Consider the following 16,540-nt stretch of genomic DNA (forward strand, 5'->3'; position numbering starts at 1 on the left):
AGTGATGCCTATGCCTGCTTTTCGCGTGTCCAGCCCTTTCGAACCGGCGGGCGACCAGCCGCACGCCATCGAAGCGTTGGCCGCCGGTCTCGAAAACAGTCTTCAGGAACAGACGCTGCTCGGCGTGACCGGGTCCGGCAAGACCTTCACGATTGCCAAGGTGATCGAGGCGGTGCAGCGGCCCACGCTGGTACTGGCCCACAACAAGACGCTGGCGGCCCAGCTCTGCGCGGAATTTCGTGAATTCTTCCCCGATAACGCCGTGGAATATTTCGTGTCATATTACGACTACTACCAGCCGGAGGCCTATATCCCGCACACGGACACTTACATCGAGAAGGACTCCGCCATCAACGACGAGATCGAGCGGCTGCGCCACAGCGCCACCTCGTCGTTGTTTGAGCGGCGGGACGTGGTGGTGGTGTCCAGCGTGTCGTGCATCTATTCGCTGGGCGACCCCATCGATTACGCCAATATGGTGCTCTCCCTGCGTCCGGGCCTCCGGTATGATCGCGACCGGATGCTGCGCAAGTTGATCGAAATCCGTTACGAACGCAACGACATCGCCTTCGAGCGCAACAAATTCCGGGTGCGCGGCGACACGGTGGAGATCTTCCCGGTGTATACAAACGACTTCGCCATTCGCGTGGAGTTCTTTGGAGATGAGATCGAGCGTCTCTCAGAGATCAACGTGGTCACGGGCGTACCCCGCCGGATTTTGCAGCACGCGGCCATCTACCCAGCCTCGCACTATGTCACGAGCGCCGACAAGATGGAGCGGGCCGCCCAGACGCTGGAGGAGGAGATGTGGACCCAGGTGCGCCTGTTTGAGAGCGAGGACAAACTGCTTGAGGCACAGCGCATCAAACAGCGCACGCTGTATGACATCGAGATGATGCGGGAACTGGGACACTGCTCCGGCATCGAAAACTACTCCCGCGTGATCTCCGGGCGTGCGCCCGGCTCGACGCCCAATACGCTGCTCGACTACTTCCCAAAAGATTTTCTGCTGGTCGTGGACGAATCACACGTCACACTGCCACAGGTGCGCGCCATGTACGCGGGAGACCGTTCCCGCAAGGAAACGCTGGTGAACTTCGGGTTTCGTCTGCCGTCGGCGCTCGACAACCGCCCGCTGAACTTCGAGGAGTTCAACGCGCGGAAAGGACAGGCCGTCTACGTGTCGGCCACACCCGGCGAATACGAGCGTTCCCGCTCGGGGCAGCTCGTGGAACAGGTCATCCGCCCCACCGGCCTCGTCGACCCGGAGATCTCCGTGCGTCCGATTGAGGGACAGATCGACAACCTTATCGAGGAGATCGAGACCCGGGCGGCGCGGGACGAGCGCGTGCTGGTGACCACACTGACGAAGAAGATGGCCGAAGACCTGACCGCCTATCTTCAGACCGTCGGCATCAAGGTGCGCTATATGCACCACGACGTCGACACGATCGAGCGTATGGAACTCATCCGGGACCTGCGCCTCGGCGTGTTCCATGTGCTGGTGGGCATCAACCTGCTCCGCGAAGGGCTCGACCTGCCGGAGGTGTCACTGGTGGCCATCCTGGACGCCGACAAGGAGGGGTTTTTGCGCTCCGAAACTTCGCTCATTCAGACCGTCGGCCGAGCGGCGCGCAACGCGCAGGGCCTCGTCGTCATGTACGCCGACCGGGTCACGGACTCCATGCGCCGTGCGATCGATGAGACGAACCGCCGCCGCGCGCGGCAGGTCGCCCACAATGAGGCGCACGGAATCACCCCACAGACCATCCGCAAAGGGGTGCGCGGCCTTTTGGAGATCTCCAGCGCCACGAACAAGCCGGAGAAGGCCGTGCCGCTGTCTCCGCAAGAAAAAAAGGCGGCCATCGCCCGCCTGGAAAAGGCCATGCGCGAAGCCGCCCACATGTTGGAGTTCGAATACGCCGCCGTCCTGCGTGACCAGCTCATCCAACTGCGCGACGGGGGATGACAGTTTACAGTGAACAGTGAACGATTAACAGTCCGCTTGCGTGGCGGTGCGGTGCGTCGCTATGAGCGCGAGGAAGTATTGGTGGATGCGGGTGTCGGCGGTGAGTTCCGGGTGAAAGGCGGTCGCGAGCAGGCGACCCTGGCGGACGGCCACGATTTTTCCGTTCACCCTGGCCAGCACCTCGACGTGATCCGCCGTCTGAACGATGTGAGGCGCGCGGATGAAGACCGCGGTGACGTCGCCCACGCCTTCAAACCGGGTCGTCGTTTGAAAGCTGCCGAGCTGCCGGCCGTAAGCGTTGCGCTGTGTGACGATGTCCATCTCTCCCAGAGGGCCGCGCGCTGTCCCATGCGGCGTCTGGATGCGCTTTGAGAGCAAAATCAGACCGGCGCAGGTGCCGAACACCGGCAGTCCCGCCCGGACAGCCGCCCGGATCGGCGCCAACAGGCCGTACTCCGCCAGCAGCATCCCTACCACCGTGCTCTCTCCGCCCGGTATGATCAGACCGTCCACGCCCCGGACAAAGTCCCCGCGCCGACGGATCTCTATGCTCTCCACCCCCAGGGCGGAGAGCATATTTCGATGCTCCTGAAAGGCCCCCTGCAGTGCCAATACCCCCACGCGCGCCGCGCTCATTGACCCCGCTCCGCCATGAGCAGGCTGATCTCCTGCTCACTCATCCCCACCATCGCCTCGCCGAGGTCCTCGGAGAGCGCGGCGAGCTGCCCGGCGTCTGTGTAGTGTGTGACGGCCCGCACAATGGCCGCCGCCCGCTTTGCGGGGTTACCGGATTTGAAGATCCCCGACCCCACAAAAACGCCCTCGGCACCGAGCAGCATCATCAGCGCCGCATCCGCCGGTGTGGCCACGCCGCCCGCGGCAAAGTTTACCACCGGAAGTTTTCCATTTTCTGCCACATATTGTACAAGTTCATATGGTGCGGCGAGCCGCTTGGCCGCTTCGTACAGTTCGTCCTTCGACCGGGTGGTCAGCGCACGAATCTCTCCCATGATCTTCCGTATGTGGCGCACGGCCTGCACGACGTCGCCGGTCCCCGGTTCTCCCTTGGTGCGTATCATCGCCGCGCCCTCGCCGATGCGGCGCAGCGCCTCGCCCAGGTCCTTGGCGCCGCAGACGAACGGAATCCGAAACACCCGCTTGTTGATGTGGTACACGTCATCCGCCGGAGAGAGCACCTCGCTTTCGTCGATGTAGTCGATCTCGAGGGCCTCCAGGATCTGCGCCTCCGCAATGTGCCCGATGCGGCACTTGGCCATGACGGGGATGGAGACGGCCGCCTGAATGCCCTTGATCATCTTTGGATCGCTCATGCGCGACACGCCGCCGGCTGCCCGGATGTCCGCCGGAATCCGCTCCAGCGCCATGACCGCCGAGGCGCCGGCCGCCTCGGCGATCTGCGCCTGTTCTGGCGTGCTCACATCCATAATAACGCCGCCCTTCAACATTTGGGCCAAATTCTTATTCAGTTCATAACGGTCTTCCTGCATGTTTGTCGCTTCCTCCCTCTTGCCTGACGCCACCCAGTATAGTATGATTATACATAGAACTGGCACGTCTGCAATATCCAGTTTGTGATTATTTTGCCATGCCAGATGGGAGGATGCGCTGTGATCACGCCGCTGTTTTCCGCCGCGTCAAAAAAGCCTCTCTATGAGCAGCTCTATGTCTCCATCGTGCGTGACATCGAAACCGGGGCGCTCGGCCGGGGTGCGCGACTCCCCTCCAAACGCAAGCTGGCGGTCCACGCCAACATCAGCCAGAGTACAGTCGAAAACGCTTACGCGCAGCTGAAGGCGGAGGGATATATCGAGTCCCGGCCCAAGCGGGGGTACTTTGTCGCCCGGCTAACGCCGGCGGCACAGCCGGCTCAGACCCGACGCGAACCGACGCCGCCGGCGCCCCCCGACGCGCCGCTCTGCCGGTTCGACCTGAGGACAAACGCGGTGGACGCCGAACTCTTCCCGTTTTCCATCTGGAACCGACTGCTGCGGGGGTGCCAGCAGGACGATCGCACTTCTCTGCTCGCGCCGATCCATCCGCAGGGCAACGCCGATTTGCGCGAGGAGATCGTGCGGTATCTGCGGGCCTTCAGGGGCCTTGAGGCGCGCGCCGACCAGGTGGTCCTCGGAGCGGGCATGGAGTACTTGCTCGGCCTGCTGCTGGAGCTCATGCCCGACGCGCCGGTCGCGTTTGAAAATCCGGGCTACCCCCAGGCAGCCCGGATCTTGACCGCCCGGCGCAGGCCGATGTTCCCCATCCCCCTGGATGGGGAAGGGCTGTGCGCCGGCGCGCTGGCGGACACCGACGCGTCGGTCGCGCTTGTCACGCCGTCCCATCATTTCCCGCTGGGCATCACGATGAGCATCGGCCGCCGCCGGCAGCTCCTGCAGTGGACGGCCGGGCGGGCAGACCGCTACCTGATCGAGGACGACTTCGACGGTGAGTTTCGATTTGTCCTGAGGCCGATTCCCACGCTCTACAGCCTCGACGGCGGCGGCCGCGTCATCTACATGAACAGCTTCGCCCGGACACTCTCTCCCTCCCTGCGCATCGCATACATGGTGCTGCCGGAAACCCTGCTGCTGCGCTACCGGGAGATGCTGTCCTTTTACAGCTGCACTGTCTCGGAGTTTGAGCAGCGGATCATCCGCTCCTTTTTTCAGGGCGGGCACTACGAACGCCACCTCAACCGAATGCGTCTCGTCTACAAAAAGAAGCGGGACGCGCTGCTGGAGGGGCTGTCCCCTCTGGGGTCCGCCCTGTCGATCGACGGACCCAATGCGGGGCTCCATCTGCTGCTGCGGGTCCGGGGGTTGAACGAAGCGGCGCTCGTGGCCCGGGCCGCCGCGCGGGACGTACGCGTCTACCCGCTCTCCCACTACCACTGGGGTCCGCCGCCGCCCTCGCACACCGTCGTGGCGGGGTACGCCGGTCACACCGCAGACACCCTGCGCCAGGCAGCCCGCCGGCTGGTCGAGGCCTGGGGTTGAGGAAAGCGGTGACACCGCCAAGGCCGCCGGACTGTTGCCGCCGGCCGTGGGGCATGATACAATGATACTGGGAGGGAGGGCTGTCCGGTGCAGGACCTGCTGCTTTTGTCAAAGGATGTGCCCGTCGCAAGCATCATCGGCGAGGCGCCGGAACCGTTGCTTTCGTCCCGGCTGCCGCTGTTTTTGCGGCGGACGGGCGACGCGCGGGCCTGGCTGGAATCGCGAGCTGTCGACGGGCACCGCACCAACTCGCGACTGCTGAAACGCGCTTTGCGCCTGGCTCATAAGGACGACCTGACGGCCGTGCTGGCGGTGAACGCCGCCACCATCACCGACAACTATTGGGTGAGGCCGCTTTTCGACGACTCCCTGCGGTATGAGGACATCCGCTTCAAAATGAATCTGTTTGACGAACTCGCGCTGACCGGCGACGTCAACGCCTTTGACCAACCGCCGGACCGGACGCCGGAGCTCACCAACACCGGCAGCTTTGAAAAGTGCTGGCGGCTGATGGACGGCACATGGTGGATGTTCAAGGCCGGCAAACAGGAGGAGCTGTTTTCGGAACTGCTGGCCTGCCGACTGGGCACACTCCTGGGCTTTCCGATGGCGGAATACGAACCGACGGGTGATTTTATCCGCAGCCGGGACTTCACGGACAATGCCCGGGTGGACTTTGAGCCCGCCCGTGGGATCATCGAGGACGAATCGGACTACGTCAAAATCTATGAGGCGTTTCGGGCCGTCAGCGAAACCGTCGCGTCGCAATATGTGCCGATGTGCTATTTTGACGGGCTGATTTTCAACATGGACCGACACGAGAACAACTTCGGCGTCCTGCGCGACAGCGACACCGGCGAGGTGCTGTCGCTCGCGCCGTTTTACGACCACAACATCGCGCTGGTGGCGCGCGGGTATCCGCACCGCGCACCGGACGATCTGTTGATCCGCGACTTCGCCGCGCTGATGGAACACATCGGCGCACCGCTGCTTCTGCCGCGGCTGACCGAGGAGGCGGCGCTCGCGCTCACGCGGAACATCTCTTTCACGCCGCCCGCGACCCGCGCTGTCCCCGACCCGCGCGCGTTTGCCGCCCGGTACCTCGTCCAACGGCAGGCGGCGCTGGAAGCGCGATGCGGCCCGCTGCTGCAGTTTGTCGACCTGTGATTGCCTGACTCCGGCGGCAAAAGTCTCACATGCGCCGCTCGGTCGCCAACAAAACAACAAAGACGCCTACTTTCCGTTTCAAGTAGACGCCTTTGTCTCAAAGCCGCGGACCTCCCGAAGGAAAACACCTACCCGGAAGAGGGGCGCTTTTCGTATATTTTATTCGCGAACAGTTCTATGATCGGAGGCGTATAATTATTTCACCATCCCGGCCACTTCGTCTGCGAAGTTGTCCTGCTTTTTTTCGATCCCCTCGCCCTTTTCATAGCGGACAAAACGGGTCACTTCGATCTCCCCGCCCAACTCTTTTGCCACCTGGGCCACGTGCTGCCCCACGGTGAGCTTGTTCTCCTTCACATAGGGCTGCGACAGCAGGCAAAACTCCTGATAGTATTTATTGATCCGCCCGGCCACCATCTTCTCAGCCACCGCCTGGGGCTTGCCCTCGCCCAGAGCCTGCGCCAGGAAGATCTCCTTCTCGCTCTCAAGGACAGCGGGGTCGACCGACGCCGTATCCAGCCACAGCGGCCGCATGGCAGCCGTCTGCATGGCAATGTCGCGGCCCAGCTCGGCCACCTTGGGGTTGTCTTTCAGGGCGTCGGAGACCTTGAGGTTGACAAGCACGCCAATCTTGCCGCCCATATGGATATACGCCAGATTGAGCGGCTGCTCAAACAGGTCGAAACGGCGGATCTGGATGTTCTCGCCTATCGTCATCACCTTCTCGCGTAGCGCCTCTTCCACCGTGCTCCCATCGTCGTAGCGGGCGGCCATCAATGCCGGCAGATCGGCCGGCTTCCGGGTTACGACGACACCGGCCACGCCGGCGACAAACGCTTGGAAGGCCTCGCTGTTTGCGGCAAAGTCCGTCTCGGAGTTGATCTCCACGATCGCGGCCGCGCCGGTGTCGGACACCACGGCGCCCACGGCGCCTTCGGCGGCGATGCGACCCGCCTTTTTGGCCACAGCGGCAAGCCCCCGCTCACGCAGATAGGCGACGGCTTTTTCCATATCGCCCTCGGTCTCGGTCAGGGCTTTTTTACAATCCATCATGCCAACGCCCGTCGTCTCACGCAGCGCCTGCACGTCTTTTGCAGTAAACACAGCCATAGTGTTCTCCTTTCTCCTTACGCCTCCGCCTTCTCCGCCGGCGCGGCGGCCGGCTGCTCGGCCGGTTTCTTTTCCGGCTCGGGGGTTTCGAGCTGCTCGCCCTGGCGGCCCTCCAGCACGGCGTTGGCCATGGTCTGGGAAATCAGCCGGATGGCGCGGATGGCGTCGTCATTGCCGGGGATGGGGTAGTCGATCTCGTCGGGATCGCAGTTTGTGTCGACAATAGCGACCACTGGGATACCCAATTTGTGCGCCTCGGCGATCGCATTGCGTTCCTTGCGCGGGTCGATGATGAACAGCGCGCCGGGCAGACGGCGCATCTCCTTGACGCCTCCGAGGTACTTCTCCAACTTTTCGATCTCGCCGTGCAGCTTGATGACCTCTTTTTTCGGCAACATGTCGAAGGTGCCGTCTTCCTGCATCTTCTTGATCTGGTTGAGTCGATCGACGCGGCGGCGCATGGTTTTGAAGTTGGTCAGCATGCCGCCCAGCCAACGGGCATTGACAAAGAACATGCTCACCCGCTCGGCCTCCTCGCGGATGGCCTCCTGCGCCTGCTTCTTGGTGCCGACAAAGAGCAGCGTCTCCCCTCCGGAAGAGAGTTCACGGACAAAGCGGTAGGCCTCCTCGAGTTTCTTCACCGTCTTTTGCAGGTCGATGATATAGATGCCGTTGCGTTCGGTGAAGATAAACTGGGCCATTTTGGGGTTCCAGCGCCGGGTCTGGTGCCCAAAGTGGACGCCGGCCTCCAGCAGCTGCTTCATGGATACGACTGCCATGGTATACCTCCTCGATTTGTTGTTTGCGAACCGGCCGTTTCGAGCCCGTCCGCCCCGCCACCCGGCGTCATTCCGGGCGCCCACCCCGCGCTCTCGCGGGGCACAGGGGCCGCCGGACCTCCGGATGTGTGGACTGCGCGCCGGACGTTTGATCTGTCTTTTCCGTTCACGCGCCTAAATAGTATACCATAACACGCATCCCCGGCGCAAGCCTTTTCGCGGACATTTTACAAATTTACGCAGGAGAGTGCGCCGCAAGCGCCGGGCTGCTCTTGCATGACACTGTATCAAAAAGCGCCGCTTTTTACTACAAAAACGGCGCTTTTGTTTTTATGCACAATCATCCACCCCGATGCCGTCTCTTGGCGGCCCTGTGGAGCGGACATAAAAACGGGGCTGGGAACGGATTGTTTCACAATCCGTTCCCAGCCCCCGGCTGTCCATCCGCGAGGTGTCTTACCTCAGCGTGACGGCGTCTTCGAGCGGGGTTCTCTCCGCGCTCCAGAGGAACGCTCTGGCCGCCGCGGCCTCTCTGTCTACCGCAAAGGTCTGCGGCATCGCAAGGATAACCGCCGTCTGGACCACGGTAACCAGCCGGCCGGCCTCATCGTACTGGGCAATGAGCAATTGCGCGCCCGACTCGATATCCGATGTTCTGTCGTCATACGTCACGCTGTACTGCTCTGTGGTGGACGTGTTTGTCAGCGGATTTTTTCTCTGTGCAAACAACCAGTCCATAATGGCCACGCCCTGCGTGGAACCCGGAATACCGCCGTTTTCAACAAACTCGTTGTTCAGCACCATGACCCAAGACCAGTGTCCATCCGGATAATAACCAGGTCCGGGCTTGCCTGCTGCGCCGGGATATTCGTCATTCGGGACCTCTGTGCCGAACACGCCCGGGAAGCTGGTGCGGCGAGCGTCTTTCGCGTTCAGCGAAAGCAGCCGTTCGTAAGGTGTCAGCGAGTTGGGCTGTGTAACCGTCCTGTCATCGTCCGCGTGTATGTACCAGATGGGAATATGGGTGATCGTCGCCAGCCGCGCCTCGGCAATGCTTGCGCCGCTAGCCGGACAAATCGGGATGGCGCCCGCCCACAAATCCGGATAATCCAACAGATAATTGTGGGTCTCCTGCCCCCCTGCCGAAGCGCCTGATACATAGACGCGGTTGCCGTCAACCAGCCCTCGGGCGACGAGGTCCCTGATAAAGGCAGCCACGCCAGCTCTTGAATAGGAACTATAGCCTCTCTGCGGAACCAGCACATAGGAGGCCGGCGCGTTCTTGACCCAGCCGACGCCGCCCATGTTGGCAAACAACTGCGCGCCTTCGTTGTTGACTGTCCCCGACGCCGCCGTTCCATACTGCTCACCCGCGCCGTGGTTAAACACAACCAGCGGGAGCGGCTTTCCGTCTTGGGCCTCTTCAGGCGTATACATTCTGTAGCGCTGCGCCGTATAGCCCTCCACGGGGTTGTCAACCAGCTTAAAATCGTCATAGAGCAGATGAGTTGTTGTGCGGTAAACAAACTCCGCATCCGCCGGAATCTCCGCGATGGCGTCCGCTGTTGTCACGGCATATGCCAAGTTGATCCAGTAGTTTCTGCCCCCCTGGTAAATAATCGCCGCAGAACCGTCTATTTCCGCATTGGTCGCGTTGTACCCGTATTTCAGTTCCAGGACAATGTACTGCCCGCTGTCGGCGGGTTTGCCCTTCTCTTTGGTCGCGCTCACGTACGCCTTTGTGACTGTCCGCGTCCCGTCATATATGACATTGTTGTTGGCCGGGTTCTTTGTCAGCGCGGTTACGTCAAACAGATCTGCACGAACCGCGGAGGCATCGACCGGGAAGCCGGCATCCACAATCAAATGCGTCACCGCGCTACCCCATTCGAGGACTTCCACTCCAATGTCAAATTTTGGTATAATCTTTTCGTATACGAACTGTTGAGTCGGGCCGGCCACCGGCGAATTCGGCTTCTCCGCGTTCTCCGCGTTGTCACGGATCGTGACGGTGAACACCGTGCCGTCCGCCACCGTCCAGCCGGTTCCGTTGCCATACTGCACATTGTCGGTGATGTTGTCTGGGTTGGCGTCGTCGTAGTACTGCAGATCCCGCAGCGTCAGCGACAGGCTCACGGTCTCGCTCTCGCCGGGCGCCAGGAGTTTCGTCTTCCCATAGGCGCGCAGCTCGTTCTTCGGGCGGCCCTCCTCCTGCCAGGTGTTGGCGCTCAGGTAGAGCTGCACGACCTCTTTTCCGGCCACGCCGCCCGTGTTTGTCACCTTCACCGTCGCGGTGATCTCTTCGTCCGGGTCGTCCTTGTCAAACACGAACTTGTTCAGCTTGAGGTCGCTGAAGGCAAATTTCGTGTAGCTGAGGCCATAACCGAACGGGTACGCCACCATCGTGTCGTACTTCTCGGGGAAGGTCTCGTAGTAGCGGTAGCCGATGTACACGCCCTCGTCGTAATAGGCGGGCCGGGAGTTGAAGGTCGTGCCCGGGTGCTTGTTCATTGCGATCGACGGGCTGTCGCTGTACGTCTGGGGGAATGTCTGGCCCAGTTTGCCAGAGGGATTCACCGCGCCCTTCAAAATGTCGGCGATGGCGCGCGTACCCTCGGTGCCGGGATTCCAGATATCGAGAATGGCGTCGGCCTTGGCGCGGAACTCCGTCGTGTTCACCGTGCCGCCCACGTTGATCAGCACGATCAGTTTCTTGCCGGCCGCGTGGAATGCGTCCGCGTACGCGTCAAACACAGTCCGCTCCAGCGCCGTGAGGTTGAAGGCCGTCACCGCCAGGTCGGACCCCTCGCCGGAGACGCGCGTCAGCACAAAGATACCGACGTCCGCCGTAGCCGCAGCGGCCGCAGCGGCCGCAGCCGCATTGGCGGCGCCGTCCGCGGCGCTGACACGGGTCGCGGCGGTGTTCGCGGCGAGCTCGGCCGCCTTCGCCTTCACCAGCTCGTCGCTGTACACATACTTGGCGTTGCCGTTTGCCGGCGGGTTGTCCGCAAAGGCCGCCTTGAAGGCCGCATCGTTGCCGCCGTAGGCGCCCGTATCGATCTTCCAGTCGACGACATCAAACCCGCGGTCCGCCAGCGCGTCCCGCAGCGAGAGCGTATAGGGGGTCGTGTTGTTGTTGAAACGCACCTGGGCGCTGCCCGTGCCCTGGATGACGACGTCGCCCACCGAGGCGCTGTCGCCGTACCAACGCGGGTCAAAGAACTCGGACCAGGCCAGGCGGTTTGTCACAAGCGCCAGTTTGGTCCCCTCGGACAGCGGCAGCAGCGCGTCCTCGTTTTTCAGCATGACAATGGCCTCGTCCGCCGCCTGTTTGTTGACGAGCGCCGACGCCTTCTGGATCTCCGAGCCGCCAAAAGCGCCCGAACGGTAGCCGATGTCCGCCTGCGTCAGGCCCACGACGGGGGTGCCGTCGTTCTTCACGCCGTCGGCGTAGGAACCGTCCGGCTGGAGGACGCCGTAATCGCCCTGGAAGGCCGAGGTCTTCACCATGACCCCCAGAATGTTCCTGATGCTGCGGTTCAGCACGCCGACCCGGCGCGCCCGCTCTTCTTCCGTGATGTTTGCGGCGGTGATCCAGGTGCGCACCGTGGCCGCGGTTCGGGAAGACTGACCCATGTCCATCTGCGCCTCAAGGGACGCGGTGGCGCTGTAGTCGGCGCCCCAGTCGGACATGACAAAACCCTTGAAACCCCAGTCGCCGCGCAGGACGTCCGTCAGCAGGAACGGATCCGCCGACACGTTGACGCCGTTGACCGCGTTGTACCCGGCCATGTAGGTCCAGGGCTGGACCTCCGCCGCCATCTCAAAGCCGCGCAGATAGACCTCTCGGAGGGCGCGTTCGGAGACGTTGGAGCTGCCCCGGCTGCGGTTTGATTCCGCGTCGTTCGCGACGTAGTGCTTCAGCGAAGTGCCGACGCCACCGCTCTGGATGCCGCTGACATAGGACTGAGTGGCGATGCCGCTGATGTACGGATCTTCGGAATAATATTCGAAGTTGCGGCCCGCCAGCGGGTTGCGCTGCATGTTGAGGCCCGGGCCGAGGACGATGTCCACCGCATAGTGCCGGGCTTCGTCCGCCGTCACTTCGCCGATCTTCTTCGGGATCTCCGGGTTCCAGGTGGAGCCCAACCCCGCCGGGGCCATCCACACGGTCGCGTTCTTCCACATGCGCACGCCCGCCGGGCCGTCCGCCAGGACCAGCGAGGGGATGTTGAAGCGCGGGAGCGCCGGGGTGCCGCCCGCCGGGCCGCCGCGCATTGGGATGCCGTCGTTGTTGCTCTCCAGCGGATAGTTGAGGCCGTTGAGCAGCATCGTCGGGTCGCCGCCGACGCCGCCTGTCAGGGAGATTCTCTCATCCAGCGTGAGCTGTGCGATGAAGGCGTCGAGGTCCGTCAGCAGGTTGCCGTCTTTGTCCGCCTGCAGCCGGACGATGTCACCCACGCGGCAGTAGAACGTGGCTACCGCACTGGGCGCCAGTGTCCCCTTGACTGCCGTGGCTTTGATCAAAAGCGCGGCGCCGCCGTCTTCCAGAACCGCTTGCGGGACCTGAAGCGGCACGCTGTACGGCTCGCCGCCGTCGCGCAGCTGCGCAGCCGTCACGCTGTCGAGTTCGGACGCGGCAAAGAGCCCCGTGTCCTCATCGTACGCCACAGCAGCCATCCGGAAATAGATCTCCTGCCCGTCGGGGACAGCCAGCTTGATGCCGCCGGCCACTTCGGCCGCCGCGTGCAGCCCGCTGGTCCCCAGCGGCGTGCCGTCGAGCTGTGTCCAGGTCGGGGCGTCGAGCGCGAACTGGTAGTCAACGATGTCGCTGGTCGCTTCTCCTTCGTAGGCGATGAGCCGATAGAGCGTGCCGCCCACCAGGCTGTCGATGTACGCGCGGGGCGCCCCCGTGCTCGGATACACTTTGATTCTCTCTCCGTTTGTCTTCGAGGGTGCGGTGCCGTCTGTCGTGTAATAGAAAGCGATGGCGTCGTCGCCTTCGTAGTCGGCCAGCAGGCGCATATTGTTCGCCGCGGTAAGCAACCCGTGGGTTACCCGCAAGAGCCGGTTGGATAACGCTGTCGTGGGGTTGGCGATGGTGTCCGCCGCCAGCGTCGCGGGCATCGCGGCCAGCAACAGGGCGGCCACAAGGGCCAGCGCGAGCATTTTGGTGGTTAAGGTTCTTCCTCTCCTCATGTCCCAAGTCACTCCTTACATACATATCTATTGTGTTTTGGTACTTCGCTTGTGGGCGGCGTCGGCCCCCGCGGGCGGGACTGCTTGCACAGACAAACCCACCGGCGGCCGCTTCGTCTGCACAACAAAACGGTCGCTTTTTCCTAAGGTAAAACACCAAACGGATACTTTTATATCCTCAATACCCACAAATACGCTTATTTTACACACAGATCACAAGTCTCGGGTAAACCCCTCCGCCCTCGTATAACAGAAAGATAACTTCCAATGCACGACAGTTTCAAAAAGGTATACCTTTTTGAAACTGTATCACAGACGCTGATGTTATCATTGTATTGCATGTAATTCGTAAAGTCAAGGGCTTGGCATAATATTTTTTGTGTATTTCGACCGAATCGGACGGGTCAAATCCTCAAAAACGACAGTTTCAAAAAGGTATACCTTATCAAAAACAACAAAAAACACCGTTTTTGCAATAAAAGCGGTGTTTTTTGTTGTTGTGTGCGGCATGAGCGCAATCTAACGGATCAAAGTCCCGGGCGCGGCCGGAAGCGGCAGGCGTCAGCCGACGCCAAGAGCGGCTTTGCGCAACCCCTCGAAGCGGGTATCAAAATCCAGCGCGAGGACGCCGTCCTGTCTGCCGCCCGGTTTATTGCCGGTAGGCAATCCGCTTCCTCCCGATATCGTATTTTTATAACCGGTCAAAGCGCTCGCATCCTTGAAATATCTGGTGAGATTTTTCACGTCAAACGGATGTATGACGCGATCCTGCCTGGGTAGCGATCTCCACCAATCTGAATCCGCCGCGCTTTCGACGAGCTTCTTCTCAACCCAGGGCGAAAACGTGTGCATGGTAATGGCGCCTGCGGATTCGTCAAACTCAAACATGTCAAGCCACCCATTTCCGCCGTACACGTCGGACTGGTAATCGATCTGGATGTTCCAATAGCCCGGATTTGCACTGCTTTCGCCGGGCTCTACCCATTGCGCGTACGAACCGGACAAATGCCCCCACACATGCATGAACACCTGCGGGAAGGGATTGATCAGGTTGTTGATGACTGTGTTACCCGATGTGTGCTCCAATAGGATTGTAGGCAGATCTCTGTATGTCCTCAGCACGGCCAGGCACCAGTTGAGTTCACTGCCCTGGGCGCCCAACGTGCTTCCGATGTTGCTCGACCCGCTGTTTGGCCCTCCGGTCGCCAGTACCAGGTAATTGTACGAGCCACCGCGGACGATCATATAGCTCGAGTATCCGCCGCCGACACGCGTCGTGTCGTTTGCGGGATCGACTATAGGGGTCGACGAAGTGGCGAACTCGTATCCCTTGCCCTTGTTTCTGGATTCGGGGAACGTCGTGAGGAAGTTCGGCCGCCAGTCATGGTTGCCCGGAAGGACCGTGTACGGCACGCGCGCTTTGTCCAGAATTTCAAAACTTTTGGACGCCGCCGCCCATTCTATGTCGCCTCTGGGCGATGAGTTGTTCTCGGTCACGTCGCCCACGTGCGACGCGCCGAAGATGTTGTACTTGGCCCTATGGGCGCCGATCCATTCGAACATGGTGCTCATGATCAGAGACCCGCCGTCGGCGCCCCTCTTGTACTGCACGTAGTACTGCGTGTCGGGAATGAACACGAAGTTGTAGTTCTCAGGCTTGCTCAAGAAACTGACGTCACCGTTGTGGCCCAGTTGATCCGTATACACCGCATCAGGGACAAGACCCTCATTGTTTGGAATCAGCAGAAAGCTGTCCGGCCTGAAGCCTTTGGTCAGGCGGATTTCCTGAATCTCGCCTCTGAACTGCGGCGCGCCCAAGCTGCCGGCTGCCTCCAACGCCAGGAATTCCTCCTGCGTGAGCAGGTTGCTCGTCGTTTGGTTCCAGTTTGCCCCATTAAAGTATGTCCCTTTCAAATAACCGTAATTGGCTCCTACCGCCCACCCCAAACCATCCAGCTTATCGATGCCGGGCTGCGGACGGTTGTGGTTATCGCTCCTCAACACAGGCAAACCATCGATATAGAGCACGGTGGTGTCGCCGTCGTTCCTGATCACGGCATAATGCAGCCTATCCCGTGTGACGCCGTAAGGATCGCTCCAAAAACAGGATTGGTAATTGTTGTTCAAGATTCTGGGGTCATGCGTTTTTACATGGGTGTTGTTGAACGTAAGCTGCAGATCCCCGGTCACACCGGCGTTCGTGTAATCGTTGCTTCCGCCGGTGTTGAACGAACCTTGGCTTGAGCCGTCCAGCTCGTTGTGCCAGTCCGTCCTGATATCATACGCCGAATTGGGCGTGCCGCGCTTTCCGAGCATGGCGGCCCATTGGCCGGAATCCCGCGCCGAAAAGATGATCTCGAAGGTGTAGCCTTCCATGAATTCCTCGTCATCCAGCTCGCCGGAGGCGGTTACGAAGTATGCGCCCTGGTTAGACATCGGCGAGAACTTCAAACTTCGCGGACTTGTGCCAAGCGGTCCGCCGCCGCCTCGTAAAACATTGTCACCGAACGAAAGTGAATCGCCCGCGTTTTGCCCGGCGGCGATTTTTTGGCTCATCAGCAACAGGTCGTTGCCGCGCCCCGTCCTGTCTGAAATCTTCAAGCTGCTGTCCGCCAACGACCCGGACGTATACCCTTCTTCGTCGCTAAAGACCCAATGCGCCAGCGCCTCGTATTTCGCCGCGCCCAGCGTAAGCGTCTCCGCGCCGCAGAGCGGCGTCAAGACGGTTTCGTCCCAGGCAAAGGCCCTGACGATTTCGGCCTCTTCCGCCGCTGTGTGCCGCCAGACGGCGCCGCTTTCGAGCGCGGTGAGCGGGGCCGTCTCACTGTCCAACAGCCGGCCTTCGCCGTCATAACAGGCAAGCAGCAGTACGCCGCTCATCTCTTCCGTGTGCGCACCCGATACGGCCACCTCCCGGCGCTCCGGCACATACGCCAGCGAGAGGGCCACTCTCGCACCGCCGTCTCGCCTGTCCGGCGTGGTAAAGCTGTCTGCCGGCTCGGTCTCGCCATTTTCCACGGCATTTCTCTGCCATCCGTTCGCCGCAGCGCCGGGCATGAGAGAGAGCAGCACAACACCCGCCAGCAACCATGCCGTCCATGACTGTACTCGTTCGTTCATGACTTTTTCCTCCTCATTGTCTATATATTCCGATCGTAACGGCAAAGGAACCCCTCCGCCACCATATTTTCGTCATGTCCGTGTAAAATTTGTGCGCGCCAAAAGCGCCGCAAGCGTCCGCGGAGCATCACGAATTTTTATTTGATTGCTATTTTGATCGGATTGTAGTATGCTGATACTTGTCA

The 16,540-nt window shown here is 61.2% G+C and carries 9 protein-coding genes; 3 read left to right on the forward strand and 6 right to left on the reverse strand.

The window, feature by feature from the left end:
• Positions 1-10: 10 nt before the first annotated feature.
• Complete coding sequence (gene uvrB, locus LBK75_07150; GenBank protein MDR1158070.1) at positions 11-1,969, forward strand: excinuclease ABC subunit UvrB; 1,959 nt, start codon at positions 11-13, stop codon at positions 1,967-1,969.
• Positions 1,970-1,993: 24 nt separating this feature from the next.
• Here the strand turns inward: uvrB and pdxT are convergent, their stop codons facing one another.
• Both pdxT and pdxS read right to left on the reverse strand, forming a co-directional pair.
• Positions 1,994-2,605, reverse strand: a complete 612-nt coding sequence (gene pdxT, locus LBK75_07155; protein ID MDR1158071.1) for a pyridoxal 5'-phosphate synthase glutaminase subunit PdxT — start codon at positions 2,603-2,605, stop codon at positions 1,994-1,996.
• Positions 2,602-3,477 (reverse strand): pyridoxal 5'-phosphate synthase lyase subunit PdxS, encoded by an 876-nt coding sequence (gene pdxS / locus LBK75_07160; GenBank protein ID MDR1158072.1) that lies wholly within the window; start codon positions 3,475-3,477, stop codon positions 2,602-2,604. The genes pdxT and pdxS overlap by 4 nt, the downstream gene beginning before the upstream one ends.
• A 120-nt stretch (positions 3,478-3,597) precedes the next feature.
• Here pdxS and LBK75_07165 point away from each other — a divergent pair, with 120 nt between their 5' ends.
• Positions 3,598-4,980: a PLP-dependent aminotransferase family protein gene (locus LBK75_07165; GenBank protein ID MDR1158073.1), complete on the forward strand. Its 1,383-nt coding sequence runs from the start codon at positions 3,598-3,600 to the stop codon at positions 4,978-4,980.
• 87 nt (positions 4,981-5,067) lie between these two features.
• Complete coding sequence (locus tag LBK75_07170; protein MDR1158074.1) at positions 5,068-6,147, forward strand: hypothetical protein; 1,080 nt, start codon at positions 5,068-5,070, stop codon at positions 6,145-6,147.
• Positions 6,148-6,342: 195 nt separating this feature from the next.
• On the opposite strand, the gene tsf is transcribed toward LBK75_07170, so the two are convergent.
• The 4 genes from tsf to LBK75_07190 form a co-directional block, all read right to left on the reverse strand.
• Entirely contained in the window at positions 6,343-7,257 is a 915-nt protein-coding gene (gene tsf, locus LBK75_07175; protein ID MDR1158075.1) for a translation elongation factor Ts, read from the reverse strand.
• Between the two features lie 17 nt (positions 7,258-7,274).
• Entirely contained in the window at positions 7,275-8,036 is a 762-nt protein-coding gene (rpsB, locus tag LBK75_07180; GenBank protein MDR1158076.1) for a 30S ribosomal protein S2, read from the reverse strand.
• A gap of 456 nt (positions 8,037-8,492) precedes the next feature.
• Entirely contained in the window at positions 8,493-13,235 is a 4,743-nt protein-coding gene (locus LBK75_07185) for a glycoside hydrolase family 3 C-terminal domain-containing protein (GenBank protein ID MDR1158077.1), read from the reverse strand.
• Positions 13,236-13,796: 561 nt separating this feature from the next.
• Positions 13,797-16,355 (reverse strand): hypothetical protein, encoded by a 2,559-nt coding sequence (locus LBK75_07190; GenBank protein ID MDR1158078.1) that lies wholly within the window; start codon positions 16,353-16,355, stop codon positions 13,797-13,799.
• Between the last annotated feature and the right edge of the window lie 185 nt (positions 16,356-16,540).

It is taken from the genome of Oscillospiraceae bacterium (assembly GCA_031265355.1).
Taxonomy (GTDB): Bacteria; Bacillota; Clostridia; order Oscillospirales; family UBA929; genus JAIRTA01.